Source organism: Pirellulales bacterium, from assembly GCA_035939775.1.
GTDB lineage: Bacteria > Planctomycetota > Planctomycetia > Pirellulales > DATAWG01 > DASZFO01.
Window position 1 is genome coordinate 1 of the sequence record DASZFO010000185.1, and the last position, 17,351, is coordinate 17,351.

The window sequence follows — 17,351 nt, forward strand, 5'->3', positions numbered from 1 at the left end:
TTCGCTTTCATCCTTCCGCCTTCATCCTTCCGCCTTCAGGAGAGACCATGACTCGTGCCGTCAATTACCGTGAACTGAAACGACTTTACGAAACGATGGGCTCGAAGGAGGTCTGCCGGCATTTGCGCGAGTCGCTGGCCGACGGTCACTTGCGGCCCGAGGACTTTTCGCTTCGTGATCTGGCCGAGGCGACGATCCCCGACGGCCGTGAATTCGTGCCGCTCTTGGACCCGCGCTCGAAGGCGGGCGGGATCGATCTGATGGAAGCGGCTGACGCGGTCGATACGGCCACGTTCAGCAACATCACCGGCCAGATCGTGTTCTCGAAGATCATGGAGGGCTTTTCGTCCGAGGCGTTCGTCGCCGGGCGGATGGTCGAGACGGTGCCGACCCGCTTCAGCGGCGAGAAGATCCCGGGGATCGGCCAGATGGGCGATGCGGCCGAGTCGATCGACGAAGGGCATCCCTATCCGAACGTCGGGCTCACGGAGGATTACATCGAAACGCCCGCCACGACCAAGCGCGGCATGATCGTCCCGGTGACGAAGGAGGCGATCTTCTTCGACCGCACGCATCTGGTTTTGCAGCGGGCCGGCGAGGTCGGCGAATTCCTCGGCCTCAACAAGGAGAAGCGACTGCTCGATTGCATCATCGACGGCAATGTGACAGACCATCGCTACAAATGGCGCGGCGCGATTTACGCCACGTATCAATCGGCCGCCCCCTGGATCAACGTCAAGTCGACCAATCCGCTCGTCGATTGGACCGACGTCGACGCGGCCGAGCAACTGCTCGCGAACATCACCGACCCCAATACCGGCGAGCCGGTGTTAATCATGGCCGACACGATCCTCGTTTGCCCGGAGTCGCTGCACTCCGCGCGGCGGATCGTCGACGCCACCGAGATCGAGCAGGTGGACAATCAGCAGAACGCCAAGACGGTCCGCACACTCGCGCCGAATCCGATGGCCGGCAGCTATCGGGTCGTTTCGAGCCGGCTGCTGCGGTCGCGGCTCACCGCCGCCGGCCAGGCGACGAGCAACTGGTATCTCGGCAATTTCCGCAAGGCATTTGCCTACATGGAGAATTGGCCGATCACCGTCACCCAGGCGCCACAGAACAGCGAGGCCGAGTTCACGCAAGACATCATGATCCGCTTCAAGGCCAGCGAGCGCGGCGCCGCCGCGACGCTCGAGCCGCGATATGTCGTGAAGAGCACGGCGTGACAGGAATGACGAATGTCGAATGACGAATGACTAAGGAATGACGAAGCACGAATGACTAACCGCAAGCGGCGACGATCCCATTCGTAGTTTAGCGTTCGTCATTCTTTAGACATTCGTCATTAGGCCTTAGCCATTTTAAATGACGTTCGAACTCTTATCACGCGGGAGGCTTTCATGTCCAATCGAATTCGGCGGCATCATTCGCAGTTGGCGGGAATCGCGCTGACCAATAGCGTGGCGACCACCGCGGAGATCGATCTGGCGGCGGTGGCCAGTGGATGCATCCTGGTTCCGGCGGGATCCACCCTCACTACGCTTACGTACTACGGCGCGCGCCAGCCCGGCGGCGCGTACGTGGCGATTCAGGATAGCAACGGCAATCCGGTTGCGCAGACCGTCGCCGCAGGCAAGGGTTATCCGCTGCCGGCGGCCTGCTCAGACTACGGCGCGCTAAAGCTCGTCGCCAACACGGCCGGGAGCATTGATGTTTCCTTGAAAGGGTGATCGTCCAATCCGGCGACCCACTGGCGGGCCCAAAGGGCGCCCCGCCCCGACGCCACCGGCTCGTTGCCCCCGACTTCCGATCTCCGACCTCTGACCTCCGCCGCATGTCCGATTACGACCAAATTGCCGCCGTCCGCAGCCAGGCGCTCACTCAGTTGCTCGAGCTACGGTCCAATCCGAAGCCGACTTACACGATCGACGGCCAAAGCGTCTCGTGGGAGAGCTACGTGCAGTCATTGCAAGCGACCGTGGATTGGTGCGACCTCAAGCTGATCGGTCTCGATCCGTTCGAGGTTCAATCGCGAGGAGTCACCTGATGCTGGGGCCACTCGACTTGCAATCCGATTTTGCGCAGATCGCGGACGACCTTGAAGGGGTCACGCTCCGACGAGCCGATGGAATTACGGCTACGCGGCTGGCCAGCGCACTGCGTCGGGCGATCACCACCGGCGAGGCCGCCACGAGCGACGGAGAATACACGACCGCCGACGTTCGCTGGCATCTGGCCGCGGCTGAGTTGGACGATGCGCCCGAGTTGGGCGACCGGATCGTGGACAGTTCCGGCGAGTCGTGGATGATCCTCGCAACGCGGCTGGCGACTTGCGGTTCGCGATTCGAGTGCATTGCGAGAAATCTGGCGATCACCGCGGGCTTGAACACGCTCATCGCGATCCGCCGCGAGGTGATCGCCAAGGGACAAAGCGGCGCCGCCGAGCGAAGCTGGGAGGACTATCGCCTGGGCGTTCGCGCGCGGATTCAGGAACAAGCGGCCGAGCGCTCGGAGCAACATGGCCGGCGATCGGGTATTGTCACCGCGAAAGTGTACGTGGCCGAGCAGATCGTGGTGGACAACGGCTTTCAGATCGTCGCCGCTGACGGCATGGAGTACGAGGTCACCGGCTACGAACGCCCCGATTCCATCACGAATTTGTTCGTCATCAACGCCGAGCGGCGACTGTGATTCGATTTTGGATTTGCGATTTTGGATTTTGAATTTCAACGCGTCCTTCAACCTTCATCCTTTTCCCATGACTGCTGAGCGAGCGATTCACGATTGCTGGAGCGGCTACCGGCCGCTTTCGGCGCTCGTGCCGCCGGAGCGAGTCTACACGGGATTGCCGCCGCTGCGCGATGCGATGCAGCAGCCGATCGCTTTCCCGTATGTATCGATTTCGGTGCTTGCGGATGCCGAACTGACGCGGACCTCCAGCGGCACCCTGCTCACGACCGAGCGGATCCGGTTCTCGATCTACACGCGGGACTACGACGAAGGGCGGCAGATCGACCAAGCGATCTGCGACTGTTTCAACCGCCGCGAGTTCCTCTGGTCGCGCGGCCGAGTGCTCGACATGAAGCCCGGCGATCGCACCGAAAGCGAAGACCCGGAAGACGGCGTCTGGCGGATCGCACGCGATTTTCAGATTCGACTCACTGACACCAGCGGGAGCAAAACCTAATGACCACGCTTGCCAGCGAAATCAAGGCCTCGATCCAGTGGTTGTTTCAGGAAGCGTTGGGTCTGACGACGGTCGGCGACGCTTCGCAGCTCGCCTACGACGACACGCTCTCCAGCGGCACGGCCGCCGATCAGGCGGATCGCATCTGGTCCGACCAGCGAACGCTCGCCGCCGGGGCCAACGACGATCTCGATCTGACGGCGCTAGCCCATTCGGTTTTCGGCTCGACCGTGACGATCGATCTGGCCCGAGTGAAAGCAATCCTGATTATCCACACCTCGACGACCGCGGGCGAAAAGCTGTGGATCGACTCCTCGGTCGCCAACGGCTTCACCGGGGCATTTGCCGGCTCGGCCACGAGCAAGCTCGAAATCGGCGCCGACAGCGCGACGCTGTTGGCCAGCAAGAAAGACGGCTGGGCCACTGGCTCGGGCAACAAGGTGCTGCGAATCCACAACGCTGGGGCCAACACCGCCGTTTACAACATCGGCGTCCTCGGAACGAGCGCCTGAAACTATGTCGCAACCCATCTCCGGCAAGAATGGTTTCGTCAAAGTCGGCGCCGTCACGGTCGCCGAGGTGACGAAATGGTCGTTCACGAAGCAGGCCAATTCGAGCCGCTATGCCTCGAGCGGCACGGGCGGGTTCAAGCGGAGCATTCCGGGTGTCAAATCGGGAAGCGGCGACGTCGAGTTCAAATTCGATCTCGCGGCCGCCAGTCCGCTGGTCGAAGGAGCGGCGGTGACGCTGCTCCTATATCTCGACGCGACGCATTTCTACAGCGTTCCGGCGATCGTGACGCGAGTCGAGGTCGAAGTCGATATCGACAGCGGCGACGTGATCGGCGGCGCGGCTCATTTCGACTCCGACGGGGCGTGGACGGAACCGGTGCTGGTATAGCGGCGAAGTGCGAAGTACCAAGTACGAAGGATGAAGGGACGAAAATGGATAAACAGCATGTAGTCGCTGGCGTCGGCGGCGTGATTCGCGTTGGCGAGCGCGAGTATCGGTTGCGGCCGCTCACGCTCGGGGATTTGGCGGAGATCAAGGCATTTGTCGTTTCGCGGCGGACGAGCCCGCTCGAAGCGCTCGGGCGCGAGTTGGAGCGAGTCGAGTCCAAGCGTCATGCCGAGCTGATGCGGGTCGCCCTGCGCGAGGCGTGCAGCCAGCGCGGCGCAACGGCCGACGAGATCGACGCCTATCTCCAGACCTTCGACGGCACGGCCCATCTTTTCTGGCTGATGGCACGCGATGATTGTGCCGCGTTGGATTCCTTGGAGGCAGCCAATTCGTGCCTGGCCGAATTCGCCAACGGCCGGCTGCTCGAACTCCAAGGCCAACTCGACCAAGCGACCGGTTTCCTTTCAGACACGGCATCTCTGGGAAACTCCTCGGGCCAGGCTCGACCGACGACAATGGAAGCGACCTCCCATGGGCTCGCCTCTATCGCCAGTTGAGCCTGGCCTTCCGCTGGACGCCGCATGAAATCAACCGTCTCACAGTTTTTCAAGCCGCTATGTACTTGAGCGACACGATTTCCGAACGAGGCACGATTCGAATGAAACTCGCCGACGTATTGGCGCTTCGCGACCGTCAGGAGCGATAACCACCATGGCCTTCAAACTTGCTTCGCATTTCGGGAAACATTCACCTCATCCGCATTCGACCGATGCAGCGGGTCGAATGCCGCACGCGGCCAGCATCGCAAATCGCGCGGGACACGGCGCTCGACATCTTGGCGCGGCCGGTTTCGGCGCGCCCGCCGGCGGCTTTCGTTTCAGCGATTTGCCCGGTTTCAGCGGCGGGCTTCCGCAACCTGCCGCCAGCGATCCCGGCAACAACGCCGCTCAGCAGCTCAAAACTCAGCAGGACATCTACGCCCTGATGACGGGTCAAGGCATCAACGTCGTCGTGAAAAACCCGAACCCGCAATCGACCTTCAGTTGACCTTTCGCGATCCGTAGGGTGTGTCAAGCGAAGCGCAGACGCACCGGTGCACGGTCCATCGCGGTGCGTCAGCGCTTCGCTCGACGCACCCTACTTTTTGTACTTCGTCCTTCGCACTTCGTACTTGTATGCCTGTCGAATTCCAAGAACTTGCCGGTTCGCCGCGCGTCCGAATTCTCGAAACCGGCAAGATCGTCGCCGAGCGCGATTTCAAGGTCGCCTGGGGCGATTGGGTCGAGTTCGTGAACATGCTCCGCGGCTACTATACCTCAGCGGCCACCAAGGGCGTGGTGCTCGTCAGCCCAGCGTATTTCCCTGGCAACCCGGCGCTGCGCGTGACTGCCATCTCGATGACGCCGCTGGACGATCAATCGCCCGACGGCAATGCGGCGTTCGCGGACGTGTCCACCGGCATGAACACCTACTCCGGCGGCGCGCGGGTCCACGTGGAATACGGACTGCTCGACACGGGCGGTGACAAGCGCAAGCCGCGGCACCCCGACGGCACGTTCTTGCGCTGGGAGCGCGACGTGGCTGTCGATATGCTCACGATCCCCGCCCGCTATTGGAAATGGTCGGGCGGCCCGAACACGATCCTCGAAGACGACCTGCCGATCGGGGTGCGAGTGCCGGTGGCCACGCACACGCTGGTCTGGAGCAACGTGGCCCAGCCGCCGTACGACACGATTCGCGCCAGCCGCGGCACCGTGAACGCCGACACGATCCTGGGCGTCGAGCCCGGCTGCCTGCTCTTCGTCGGGGCGAAGATCGCGGAAATCTATCAACTCGACGGCACGCTTCGCTATACGCTGCAATACGTCTTCGCCGAAAAGACGGTGTCGCTCGTAGCAGATCCCGAGTCGGTCGTCGGGCACAACTATTTCTACTACGGTCCCGGCTCGGGGGGCGAGAATTGGTTCGAGGTTGTCTCCATCGGCGGCGGGCACACGGTTTATCCGAGCACAGAGTTCGCCCCGCTGTTTCAATATGAGTAACCTTCGAAAGGTCGATCCTGGCGAGCCGATCACGGCCGAATGGGCCAATGCGCTCGTGGATGCCGTGCTGGGGCTGGGGCGGATCGTCGGCGTCGCGCCGGTGCAGGTGCAATACAGCGATTCCGGGATTCAAATCAGCTTGCCGAGTCTGCCGCGATTCGATCTTGTCGAGTTAAAGGACACGATCCAGGCCGGCGACATCGACAAGCAGGTCGAGCGATTCTCGTTCGACCCGAGCGCGACCGATAAGTGGATCGACGCCAATCAGACGCTCGATCACGCGGCCGACGCCGAGCGCGGTCTCCATCTGGCCGGCGAGCGGCATCTGACTTTCTATCATCCGTCAGCGGGCCAGCGGATTCCGTTGCCCGGCGTGCAATTCCATTTCGGAAAGCTGACGGCGACGCTCGCCGCCGGCGGCTCGGCCACCGCCGAGGTCTGGAAGGTCTCCGGCGGCAGTTCTGTCGATTCGACCTTTAGCGTGACGGCCTACGATTGGATGCTGCCCTCCGGCGGGCAGCTTCCCAGTGGCACGCCGGTGTTGCTGCTCTTTCATCTGCAATCGAAGCGGTTCTACGTCGCGGCGTCGAACTCGATCGGCTTGGTGATCGGGAAAACGGCCGGTGCGATCGCCAAGGGATCGAGCGGCACGGTCAACGTTTACAACGGCACGGCCGGCAGCGAAACGAGTTCCGGCGGCACAATCACTGCCTACAACCCGTTCGCCGACGTGGCCTCGGGCAAATGGGTTGCCGCCGCGCAGATCAACGGGCAGTGGTATTTGATCGCAGCCGAGTGCTGAGGCAGTTTTGGATTTTCGATTTTGGATTTTGGATTGAAGCCGGGAGCGCTAGTCCAAGACGGGTCCAACATCAGCAATCCAAAATCGGCAATCCAAAATCCAAAATCGAACAATGGGCTTCAAACTCTTCAATTGCGATTGCTGTCCTGGAAGCGGAACGCCGCCGCCGTGCAATCACTGCCTGGCGGGAGAAGCGCCGCGGAAGTTGAAGCTCGTCGTCCCAGCCGGCACGTTTACGAGCGTATTGAACTTTCTCGGCGATCCGCAATGCCCCGACGCGCCCGCTTGCTCGTTCTACGAAGGCACGTATCTGTTCGACATGGAGGCCGTGCCGCAAACCTCCGGATGCGATGCGCTCGACGGCCTGTGCTGCGATTGGTTTCTGTGCTTCGACGGGCCGGAAAGCGGCGACGGCTGCGACTGCTCGCTGCCGCAGAGCGACAATTGCAAGGCGTTCTGCAACGTCGCCGTCGGCGTGATTCCTCCGGACGGGGCGAATCCGCATTATCGCGTCCAGGTCGCGTTCAATGCCGGCGATCCGGAGCAATCGATCTGCGGCGACTGCCACTTCGGTTCCTATAACGTCGTCTTCGAGAAGGAATACGGGACCGACGACGCGGGGCGGCCGGATTGCCTGAATTGGACCAACGAGTCGATCCCGCTATCGTCGAACAATTTCAACAGTTACTGTCAGGCCGTGAGCGGAGCCGCCGTGCTGCTGACGGCGGTGTAACGATTTTGGATTTTGGATTGCCAATTTTGGATTCCATCGGCCGTCTCAAATCCACAGTCCCCAATCCAAAATCCAAAATCAACGATGCGACTTCCCGGTTGGAACTACGACGAATCGACCGGCATTGCCACCTGCCGGCGCTGCCGCAACACGTGGCGAATCGCGCCCGACGATCCGCCGCCGATCCGTCATCATTGCCCTGCGAGAAGTTCGTCGCAGGGCGGCCTCGGCGACCGCTTGGCCGCGAGCTTGAGATTCCTGGGAATTCGCAAGCGCCCCGGCTGCGGTTGTGACGCCCGGCGCGAATGGCTCAATCGGGCCGGGCGCTGGCTCGCGCGGTTGTGGCGGTGAACGAGGTAGTGGATGAAAAGCGAGATGCTACCGTGCAAGACGGCTTATTGACATGGAAGGGAACGTATGTATACTATCCGTTCGAGGCGCATCCATCGTGGAATCGGACGCCGACGCAGCCTATATAGAAGGCGTACGACGCGTGCCGTCTCTGTCGCGGCACATCGAGTGTGCCCACTATATGTTGAATGGGAGCGACGAGCATGAAGAGGGCTCGCGGGAGAGTTTGGCCGTTGTTCCGAGTCTGGATCACGCGCTACGAGAAATGGCAGCCGAGCGCCTGGGACGAATTGCCGCCGCGCGCGACGGCGGTCGAGCCGGCCGACGCCTCGGCCATGTCGGCCCGCGAGGCCGTTCGATTCCTGGAGGGCTTCAACCGCACGATGCTCACGCGGCTGTTGCCGATCTGGGCTGTCGCCGTGCCCGTGACGATCCTCTACGAAGGAGATCTTCACGTCGGGGCGATTTTCACGCGAAAGACCGCCAAGCTATTGGATTGCAAGCGGCATCGCGCCGGCGGAGTGGAAGAGAAGGCGAACAACGGATCGCGGTGAGCGACCGACGCCGACGTCGTTTAGCGCTCTCTTTTGTTTGCCGTTTCTAGCAGTTCGTGCAGTTGGTCTTGTTGATAGCCCAGCCAGACTCCGAACTCAGAACGAGCGTCCCGGCGCACGTTTGGATCGGGATCGAACAGGCTGGCTTTGAGAAGCGCAAAGAATTGATCTTCACCGGAATGTCCCATCGCGTACAGCACGCTCGACCTGACACGAGCGTCGGGGTCCTTGAGCAGGGCAATCAGTTGCTTCGCGTTGCCGCCGATCTTCGTTCGACCAGTCCAAGCACAGTACCCAAGTGCTTGGGCCGCTTCTGCTCGAACTCTGGCGTCCGAATCCTTCAATAGTGGCGCTAAGAGTTCGCCTTCGACGCCGCTGGGAACGACGTAGACATATCGACTGTCGAGTGCGCCAATGGCCTCAATCTTGGATTCGCTGTCTTTGAGACCGCCAAAGAATCCACGGGCCAATTGAGCCTTTTCTTGAACGTCCTTTAGCGACGCCAGTTTCTTTTCAAATGCGTCGACATTGCGACGAGCGTTCGACATAGATGGCGCTAAAGTCTGTCCGTGGGCGGCCACTGCGCCGAGCGTCAACAATACCGGAAGCGCGACAAACGCAAACTGAATCAGGCTTTGAGTTTTCATGACAATCTCCGATCGGAACAATACTACGCGAGATTATACCGTCTGATTCCATGACCGACCGTAACAATCTCGTAACTGTGGAGCTAGCGAATGTGGCGAGGGAGCGAAGTGTTGCCGCCTTCGTCGCCCACGTCATCTAGTTGCCGCGTTGATTGACGGCCACGACTCGGAGGTCGCAGACGTTGGTGTGCGTCGGACCAGTCTTCAAGAGCGCACCGAGCGGCTGGAAGAAGTGGTAGGCATCGTTGCGGCGGAGGAAATCGGCTGCGTCAAGATTTCGTCGCCGCGCTTCGGCGATCACGGCTTCATCGACGAGGGCGCCGGCGGCGTCGGTCGGGCCGTCTTCCCCGTCGGTCCCGGCGGACACGAGCGCGATGCCGCGCGGGTCGTGTTCCGCCAGCCGAATTAGTGCGGCCAGCGCAAGCTGTTGGTTGCGCCCTCCCATCCCGCGCTCGCGCTCGCCGACGAGGCGCACGGTTCCTTCGCCGCCGGAAATCAAGCAATCGGGACCGGGAGCGTCACGCATCACGGCGGCCAAGTCGGCCAGATGGCGGCCGATCTCTTCGACCGGACCTTCCGGCTGGGTGGCGGAAACCATCGCGTGCGAATAGCCGAGCCGCTCCGCCTCCGCGCCTGCCGCGTCAACCGCCAACGCGTTATTGCCGATGATCAGATTAGTCACGACGCAACCGGTCGCGGTTCGATACAACGTCACGGTTCGACAAGAGCTTGCGGCCGTGTGATCGGTTCCCTCTCCCTTTGGGTGAGGGTTAGGGTGAGGGGAAGTCAGCAGCGATTCGCCCTCACCCCGGCCCTCTCCCAGAGGGAGTGGGAGCGAAGCGGGCTGCGCCCGAGTTGTGGATGTTCGCGACAAATAGTCGTAGACGCTCGCGGGAATCACCATGCCATCAGGGTCGAATTGCTTGAGGACGGCGAGGGCTTCTTCGGGCGTCGAGTGATCTTCAACGGTCGGGCCGGAGGCGATGATGTCGAACGCGTCTCCCGGCACATCGGAGATGATGAGCGCGATGAGTCTTCCGGCTCGGCAGGCTCGCGCGAGCCCGCCTCCTTTGATCCGGCTCAGTTGCTTGCGAACCGTATTCAGTTGGCGGATGTCGGCTCCCGCCGCGCTGAGGTGGAGGGTGAGCGCCAGTTTATCGGCAAGCGAGATTCCATCGATCGGCGCCGGCAGCAGAGCCGAGCTGCCGCCGGAGATCAGTGCGACGCAAACATCGGAGGGGGCCAGCCCAGCGACGATCCGCAGAATCTGCTCGGCGCCGGCGACCCCTTCAGCGGTCGGCTCATTGCGGCCGGCGCGCCGAGCTGCGTGTAAGTGAATGTGATGTAGATTCTGCACGCAATCGGCCGGCACGTTCACCCAGCCGGTGAGATGCTTGGCGGCGCAGCATTCTGGCCCGAGCGCTGCTTCCAACGCCGCGCCCATCCCCGCGCCGGCCTTTCCGGCGCCGACGACGGCAATCCGGCCGACGCGTTCCAAGTCGATCGGCTCTTCGTCGGCGACGAGCAGCCACTGCCCTTCAACTCGGACCGCTTGTTGCACCAACCGCTCCGACCGCACCGCCTCCAAACCAGCCCGCCAGATTCGCAAAGCGTCGTCGCGTAGTTGCAGCGGAGAGCGTGACATGAAGATCCGATTTCACGGCTTATCGCGGTTCGTTTAACCCGGAGCCTACGGCGACGGTGCGTCGCGCGTGGAGAACGCCGTCGCCGTAGGCTCCGGGTTAAACAATTCTACCTTCGCACGGGCAAACTGCCATTCACGGGCGGCAGCGGTTGCAGCCGGCCGAGTTCGTTGCCCGCGATGCGCGTGACGGGGGCGATTGAAATGTCGTCGAGCCAGGCGTCGCCAAGGCCGGTGAGTGCGAAGGTGACCGTGAACGTTCCGTCGCGCGGAGCGACGCGATACATGATGAACTCGCGCCAGCCGTTCGTTTGGCCAATCCGCTCGGCCAACGATTCGCCGCCGATCGAATCGAGGATCATCAGGCCATCGATGCTGCCGGCGATCTGCGTCGGCACGCGAGCGAACCCGCGGATCGCGAGCAGCTCGTGCGCCTGCACACTAATAGGCGGGGTCGTTACCCAGACCGGGGCCGTCTCGACCAACGCCGGCGGATCGTCCTCACTGGTCGGTTTCACTTGTAGATGCAAGCTGCTCTTTCCGCCGTGCGGTTGCTTGGTAGACAGCTCGACGTGGGCATGTAGGTCGGCCTGTGGAGTCAGATCGACGTGTTTCCAATTCTGCTGAAGCATCCAGCCAAGATTCTCGCAGTCGCCGCCGGGAAGTTGGTTGTTGCCCGGCTGAAGATAGCGCAATTGGTCCATCAACCGCCACTGATCGGGAAGCGTCTCGAACGACACGTAAAACGGGCTGGTCGCCAGGGAGTTTTGACCAGTGAGAACCTGCTCCCAGCGATAGCGTTTGAATTGCTCGAGCGGACCGATCGCCTTGCGGGCCGCTTGATATGCGGCCGGGCGATCGCCGGCGGCCAGCGACTTGTCGGCCTCCGCGAGTCCGGCGCGGGCCTTAGTTAACCATTCGGTGGGGAGCGCTTCCGGCGGCTTGTGTGGCAGCCGCCGGTCGATCGCTTCGACCTCAGAGAGCGTTTGGGCGGTCAACTCGCGCTGGAGCGGCGCGGAGCGATCGGCCATTTGCGTTAGCCGGCGCGTCAAGGTGTCGATCACCGCCGGGTCGGCCGTAATCAGCACCATCGAACTGAATTGGAAATCGTCGATCGTGATATGCTCTCCGCCGGTCCCACGAGTGTGCTTCAGCGGCAGCAAGCCGGCCGGGGTGAGTTCGAAAGCGCTGTGCCACTCCGGGATGCCGGGCACGACGATCGTGACCGGTCCGTGTGCGGCTTGCTCGGGGAGATACGGTATGTATTGCGAATGGGGAGCGACCCGCATCGGCAGGAGGAGATGAGTCGTCTGCGTTTGCAGCACGGCGCCCACGATTTGCTGATCGCGGGATGCGGCCGTCGTCACATACGATCCGGTTGCGGCCCAAGGCTCGGCCAGCTCAAGTTCCAAATTCAGGAGCGACAGCTCGAGCTGCAGCGACTGCGGCGCGGTATCGAGCGGCGACCCCAAGCGGAACTCAATTCCCCGAGCACCCGCCGACAGAGCGGAGTACGTGAGCATCCGCAAGGATTCACCATCGGCCGGAATTGGCGGCCGCGATCCCGAAAACATGGCCGCTTGCTCGCAAGCCGCGGGGGACAGCTCGGTCTGGACGGTGGTCCAAAACGGCGTGCCGGGGCGTGCCAGTCGAGGCCGCTCCCGGAGCCAATTCATATAATCACCCAACTCAATGCTCGTGCCGAGCGGAGCGCGGCCGAAGCAAAGATAGTTGACGCGACTGCTATAGGCCCGCAGATCGGTCTCGGGCGCGCAAACGATCGGCCGCTTTCGGCGCGAGTCGAGCGGCTCGAGCTGTCGCGCGATGGCCGTCACCGCGGAAAGCTCCTCTCCGGTCAAGCCGTCTCCCAAGTGCCAGGCGAGCACCGAGTCGTATTCCGGCCCGATCTCGGCGGCGAGGGGCGCGGGCATGCCAGGCTGTACCGCGGGCCCACGCGGAGGCGGGCAAACGATCCACAGCCCGAGCCGCTCGGCATCCGCCAATAACTGCGGCGGCGGCGGTTGCGTCAGGCGGATCGCGTTGAAACCCGTCTTCGCGACCAGTTCGAGCCGTTCCCCTTGATAACGGAGGATTCTGGGAAAAAACGGATGGCCGTCGACCAGCAGCACCGAACCATCGAGCTTGATGTCGCGTCCGAGCGGTCGAGTGCCATTGGCGGTTCCCGCCCAGGTGGTGGCTGGGTCGCGCTCGCCTATCGGCTCGCGGCTAAACGGGATCGGCGAAGCTGCATCTGATTTTCGAGGAGCGAGCGCTGGATCCACGATCCCGCTCAGCTCCAAATCGTCGATCGCCACGTTCGTTGTGCCGGGGCCGCCGAACACATTGAGCCACACCTGATCGAGAAACGCCCCGCGAGCGTCCACGTCGGGGCGTGCGAGCTGCAGTCGCAAGACGCGAAGCTGCCGCTCCAATTCCAGCGGCACATTCTCGATCCGCAACTGCTGCCAAATGCCGACTTGCGAATAGCTCGTGCCGCGCACGAAGACCGCCGCGGGCTGCCGAGTCTTCGGATCGATCAGGTTTGGCAGCACGATCCGAGCAAGGATTTGCAAGCCTGGCCGATCGGCTTTGATCCAGACGCTCGGCGCCAATTCGGATGTGATCTGAGAAGGAGGGACCGGGTGGCTGAAGTAGATGTAGGTGCCGTTGCTTCCGGTCACTCGAATCTGTTCGGACGCTTGCCCTGTGTGTGCGCCCCCTCGGCGGCGGCCATGCTCGTCGATCCGGTATTCCATGTCGGCGCCGGACGCGCGCCAGGACGGATTTGGCCCTTCAAACCCCTCATGCCATGCCGTATCGCTCGGCGCAGCGTGAACGACTCCGGCAATTGGGACGATGCCGGCCAAGACCACCAGGGCATGGCAACATAGCGAGAGACGAGGAATCGGTCTTGCCTCCTTGCTCGACCCGATCCAAACGGCGGATGGTTAAGATCGCGCTAACATTTTGCGGCGCGCGATCAAGAACGATGCATCCTAAACACCACTCGGTGCCAAAACCGCGTTATTGGCGCAAGTTCCACTTGTACCAAGGTTTGCGCGATCATTCCAGGTCAATCGTAGTGTTTTGTCATCGTCGGGAAATCAGGATCTGGGTCGCACGGCTTGTACGCAACTCATTTATCAATTGCAACTTAGGGATGACAACGTGCAACAGCGCTTGAGTCGCGGCACGCCGGCTGCTCTAACCAAGCTTCACACCCCTGGAGAGCAGCAACCGTGAGCAATTCAAGCCGAGTCGTCAAAGCCAGTCCCGAAGAGCTTCCCGCCGAACTGGTCGATCTGGGAAATGTTCTGAGCCGTTTGCCCACCGAATACCGCGATCAGGTTGAACCGATACTATTACGCGTCGTAGAAAGCACCAAGCGGCGACGGCGGATTCTATCGCTGGTCCAAGATGCCCTCGGCCAGTTGCGGCTCGACATGAAATACCTGATGTTCGATCTGGAAGCGACTCGCCGCGAGCGCGACGACTTTCGCCGCAAGGCCGAGGAGGCTTAGCGGTTTGTTGCCGGCCGTTGGATTTAACGCTTTTGGATCCCTCAGCCGTCCATTTGAGAGATTCCGCCCGCTCGGTTAGGATGGTATCTGAGAATGATTGGTCGATCATTGCTTCCGGCGAAATGGCGACGGCAGTGTGCCCCTTGCGCTGGGCGCGAGGATGGCGGCTGCTCCGGCCTATAATTCGGCGGCCGCCGCGAAGTACCACCGGGCGGCTCTCCGAGCCGGGCTCGGGAATTGGAACAGAGTTGAAGCGTACCCGTCATGGCCGAACTATCTGCTGAAGACATCGCTCAGCGCGCGTTCGGTCTCGAACTGCTCGACGACCGCAGCTTTCATGAGGTGCGCGGCGAACTTACTCAAAAACACCTCAACGCGGAGCAGTTTCAACAACTCCTGCTCCGCCGCGGATTGTTGACGCCGTATCAAATGGAACGGGTCAGCCGCGGGGACCGAACAGGCTACTTCTACGGCAGCTACAAGGTCCTCTATCAAGTCGGCGCGGGCACGTTCGCCCGCGTCTACCGCGCGGTCCATCGCGAGACGGGGAAGGTCGTCGCGGTGAAGGTCCTGCGGCAACGATTTACCACCGACGCCAAGAAGTGCGAGCAGTTCCGTCGGGAGGCGCAGGTCGGTCTCACGCTGCGGCATCCCAATATCGTCGCGGTCTATGAGGTGGGAGCGGAGAAGCCGACCCAATTCGAGGTCGGCATGGAGAAGGCCGCCCAGTATATCGCGATGGAGTTTATCGAAGGGCAGAGCCTCCGCGAGTTTATCAAGAGTCGCAAGCAGATCGACCCGCGCGACGCGGTGCGGCTGATGGCCGACATCACTCGCGGCTTGGATTACGCCGCGCGCCGCGGGATTTCGCATCGCGATATGAAAGCCTCGAACGTGCTCGTTTCCAGCACGGGTCAGGCGAAGCTCGTGGATTTCGGTCTGGCGGGTGTCGATCCGGAAGAGGCCAGCGACGAGTTGGCCGGCGGAATCGAGAACCCGCGGACGATCGACTATGTCGCGCTCGAACGGGTGACGGGCATTTCCAACGGCGATATTCGCGGCGACATCTTCTTCGCCGGCTGCATTCTTTACCACATGCTCGCCGGCGTTCCGCCTTTGGAGCCGACTCGCGACCGGATCGCGCGGTCCAATCCCAGCCGGTTTCTCGACATCGTGCCGATCAAGACGCGCTGCCCCGAGCTGCCGCCGTACGTAATCGCGGTTGTCGAGCATGCGCTGGAATTGAACCCCAAGCACCGTTATCAGACATCGGCTGAAATGCTCGCCGAATTGACGGTGCTCCAGCGACGATTGAATGCCCCCGAAGGCAGCGAAACGGCCAGCGCCGCAGCCGATCAGCCGGGGAAGAATCGCCCGGTGATGATCGTCGAGTCGAACGCCAGGGCGCAAGACCTCTTGCGCGACCAATTGAAAAAGAACGGTTACCGCGTGCTAGTGACAAGCGATCCGCAACGACCCTTGGCTTGGTTCGCGGAAGGAAAGCAGCCGGCCGAATGCGTGCTATTCAGCACCGGGCAATTGGGTGAGCAGGCGCTCGCGGCCTTCAACGAATTCGGCTCGCACGGCATCACGTCCAAAGTGCCCGCGGTGCTGCTGTTGGGCGCCAGGCACCAGGAATGGCTCGCGCAGGCGAAGCTCTCGCCGCTGCATGTCCACATATCGAGCCCCATCAAGGTGCCCATGCTGCTTGAATTGCTCGAAAAGCTGATGGAACCGAGCGCGACGGCGGCGAAAGCGTCATAGTTCGACGCCCATCCGCAGCATCAGCATCTTCATATCGTCCCACGTGTAGCGCTTGGCGTCGGGGTTGCGCAGCAGGTAAGCTGGGTGATAGGTGCAAACGACCGGGATTCCTTCGTACTCGTGAAACTTGCCGCGGAGGCGGCCGATCGACATCTCGGTTTTCAAGACGGCTTGGGCGGCCACGGCGCCGAGACAACAGATGAACTCCGGTCGAATGACGGCTACCTGCCGTTCCAAGTAGCCGCGACAGTTGAGCACCTCGTCTGGCAATGGGTTGCGATTGCCCGGCGGCCGGCACTTGATCACGTTGGCAATGTAGACCTGATCGCGCGCGAGCCGGCAGGCCTCGATGATCCGCGTGAGCAACTGTCCAGCCCGACCGACGAACGGCTCGCCTTGACGATCTTCGTCGGCGCCAGGGGCCTCGCCGATGAACATCAGCCGCGCGTTCGGATTGCCGACACCGAAGACGGTTTGCGTTCGTCCGGCGGCCAATTCCGAGCAGCGCGTGCAGCCGGCCACCTCGGTGCGAACGATATCGAGCAGCGCGGGTCGCTCGGCTGCCGGCACCAAGGGCACTTCGGAACTCGCGGAATCGAACAGCGTCGGCGGCAGATCGGCCGGGGCCGGCGAGGCAGCAGTCCGGCCCGATCCGATCGACGCCGTCTCGACGGGCTTCGCAGCCGACGCAATCGGCGCGGCAGCGACGGCAGGGTTTCTTGGTCGCGGCTTGCGTAAATGAGTGATTCCCGCGCCTTCCAGGCTCTCCAAACGCTGGAGCACCGCGCGAGACATTCGCACTTCTTGATCGGATTGTTCCTGACTCATAAGCGAACCCGTGCTTGACAAACGCGTAAGATTATATGTCACGTCGCGGCGCGGCAACATCCCCTGTTCAAACAACTTGCGTCGAAGTCCGCCGAACGCTGGCGAGCTGCTCACCTGTCGCCGCCGGGCCAAGTCAATTATCATGGGCTGGCGGCGAACAACTGGTGAGCGATCGGCGGTATGCCGAATTTCGTCAAGATTGAATTGACGCGGCCGTGACGATCGCGATGGCAGTAAGCCGCGACGCTGGCAGCGTCGGCCACATCCCGAGCCCCGAATCCCGACCCCCTAGCCCCGTGCCCCATGGGCATTCCCCAAGTCGTCATCGTCGGCCGCCCAAACGTGGGCAAGTCCAGCCTGTTCAATTGGCTGGTGCGCAA

At 62.1% G+C, this 17,351-nt stretch carries 21 protein-coding genes; 17 read left to right on the forward strand and 4 right to left on the reverse strand.

The genetic code is table 11. The annotated features are described in order from the left end of the window. From VGY55_12010 to VGY55_12075, 14 genes are all read left to right on the forward strand, one after another. On the forward strand, positions 1-1,226 hold a 1,226-nt coding region (locus tag VGY55_12010; protein ID HEV2970685.1), incomplete at its 5' end, for a hypothetical protein. A 174-nt stretch (positions 1,227-1,400) separates the two neighbouring features. Further along, positions 1,401-1,730, forward strand: a complete 330-nt coding sequence (locus VGY55_12015; GenBank protein HEV2970686.1) for a hypothetical protein — start codon at positions 1,401-1,403, stop codon at positions 1,728-1,730. A gap of 104 nt (positions 1,731-1,834) precedes the next feature. After that, entirely contained in the window at positions 1,835-2,047 is a 213-nt protein-coding gene (locus VGY55_12020) for a hypothetical protein (GenBank protein ID HEV2970687.1), read from the forward strand. Continuing rightward, positions 2,047-2,691: a hypothetical protein gene (locus tag VGY55_12025; GenBank protein HEV2970688.1), complete on the forward strand. Its 645-nt coding sequence runs from the start codon at positions 2,047-2,049 to the stop codon at positions 2,689-2,691. The genes VGY55_12020 and VGY55_12025 overlap by 1 nt, the downstream gene beginning before the upstream one ends. 67 nt (positions 2,692-2,758) lie before the next feature. Continuing rightward, on the forward strand, positions 2,759-3,187 hold the full coding sequence (locus VGY55_12030) for a hypothetical protein (protein HEV2970689.1): 429 nt from the start codon (positions 2,759-2,761) through the stop codon (positions 3,185-3,187). Next, positions 3,187-3,699 (forward strand): hypothetical protein, encoded by a 513-nt coding sequence (locus VGY55_12035; protein HEV2970690.1) that lies wholly within the window; start codon positions 3,187-3,189, stop codon positions 3,697-3,699. The genes VGY55_12030 and VGY55_12035 overlap by 1 nt, the downstream gene beginning before the upstream one ends. Positions 3,700-3,703: 4 nt before the next feature. After that, positions 3,704-4,087, forward strand: a complete 384-nt coding sequence (locus VGY55_12040; protein ID HEV2970691.1) for a hypothetical protein — start codon at positions 3,704-3,706, stop codon at positions 4,085-4,087. A gap of 44 nt (positions 4,088-4,131) precedes the next feature. Continuing rightward, a complete protein-coding gene (locus VGY55_12045) occupies positions 4,132-4,644 on the forward strand; it encodes a hypothetical protein (protein ID HEV2970692.1) in 513 nt (170 codons plus the stop codon). A 154-nt stretch (positions 4,645-4,798) separates the two neighbouring features. Beyond that, the gene (locus VGY55_12050; protein ID HEV2970693.1) at positions 4,799-5,134 is read left to right on the forward strand and encodes a hypothetical protein; all 336 of its coding nucleotides are present in this window, start codon (positions 4,799-4,801) and stop codon (positions 5,132-5,134) included. A 128-nt stretch (positions 5,135-5,262) separates the two neighbouring features. Beyond that, the gene (locus tag VGY55_12055) at positions 5,263-6,129 is read left to right on the forward strand and encodes a hypothetical protein (protein ID HEV2970694.1); all 867 of its coding nucleotides are present in this window, start codon (positions 5,263-5,265) and stop codon (positions 6,127-6,129) included. Further along, positions 6,122-6,931 (forward strand): hypothetical protein, encoded by an 810-nt coding sequence (locus VGY55_12060; protein ID HEV2970695.1) that lies wholly within the window; start codon positions 6,122-6,124, stop codon positions 6,929-6,931. Before VGY55_12055 ends, VGY55_12060 begins: the two co-directional genes overlap by 8 nt. A 112-nt stretch (positions 6,932-7,043) precedes the next feature. Next, positions 7,044-7,664: a hypothetical protein gene (locus VGY55_12065; protein HEV2970696.1), complete on the forward strand. Its 621-nt coding sequence runs from the start codon at positions 7,044-7,046 to the stop codon at positions 7,662-7,664. 84 nt (positions 7,665-7,748) lie between these two features. After that, a complete protein-coding gene (locus VGY55_12070; protein HEV2970697.1) occupies positions 7,749-8,015 on the forward strand; it encodes a hypothetical protein in 267 nt (88 codons plus the stop codon). Positions 8,016-8,218: 203 nt separating this feature from the next. Next, the gene (locus tag VGY55_12075) at positions 8,219-8,569 is read left to right on the forward strand and encodes a hypothetical protein (GenBank protein ID HEV2970698.1); all 351 of its coding nucleotides are present in this window, start codon (positions 8,219-8,221) and stop codon (positions 8,567-8,569) included. Positions 8,570-8,589: 20 nt separating this feature from the next. Here the strand turns inward: VGY55_12075 and VGY55_12080 are convergent, their stop codons facing one another. The 3 genes from VGY55_12080 to VGY55_12090 form a co-directional block, all read right to left on the reverse strand. Beyond that, on the reverse strand, positions 8,590-9,168 hold the full coding sequence (locus VGY55_12080) for a HEAT repeat domain-containing protein (protein HEV2970699.1): 579 nt from the start codon (positions 9,166-9,168) through the stop codon (positions 8,590-8,592). A gap of 184 nt (positions 9,169-9,352) precedes the next feature. Then, positions 9,353-10,861, reverse strand: coding sequence for a DUF4147 domain-containing protein (locus VGY55_12085; protein HEV2970700.1), 1,509 nt, complete (start codon positions 10,859-10,861; stop codon positions 9,353-9,355). Between the two features lie 107 nt (positions 10,862-10,968). Continuing rightward, the gene (locus VGY55_12090; protein ID HEV2970701.1) at positions 10,969-13,725 is read right to left on the reverse strand and encodes a hypothetical protein; all 2,757 of its coding nucleotides are present in this window, start codon (positions 13,723-13,725) and stop codon (positions 10,969-10,971) included. 372 nt (positions 13,726-14,097) lie between these two features. On the opposite strand from VGY55_12090, the gene VGY55_12095 reads away from it, so the two are divergent. Together VGY55_12095 and VGY55_12100 are read left to right on the forward strand one after the other, a co-directional pair. Then, positions 14,098-14,379, forward strand: coding sequence for a transcriptional regulator (locus VGY55_12095; GenBank protein ID HEV2970702.1), 282 nt, complete (start codon positions 14,098-14,100; stop codon positions 14,377-14,379). A gap of 264 nt (positions 14,380-14,643) precedes the next feature. Further along, a complete protein-coding gene (locus VGY55_12100) occupies positions 14,644-16,143 on the forward strand; it encodes a protein kinase (GenBank protein ID HEV2970703.1) in 1,500 nt (499 codons plus the stop codon). Here the strand turns inward: VGY55_12100 and VGY55_12105 are convergent. Further along, on the reverse strand, positions 16,138-17,115 hold the full coding sequence (locus tag VGY55_12105) for a uracil-DNA glycosylase (GenBank protein ID HEV2970704.1): 978 nt from the start codon (positions 17,113-17,115) through the stop codon (positions 16,138-16,140). The genes VGY55_12100 and VGY55_12105 overlap by 6 nt on opposite strands. A gap of 159 nt (positions 17,116-17,274) precedes the next feature. Between VGY55_12105 and VGY55_12110 the strand changes: the two genes are divergently transcribed. Then, positions 17,275-17,351, forward strand: a 77-nt coding sequence (locus VGY55_12110; GenBank protein HEV2970705.1) for a GTPase, incomplete at its 3' end; no start/stop codon positions are given.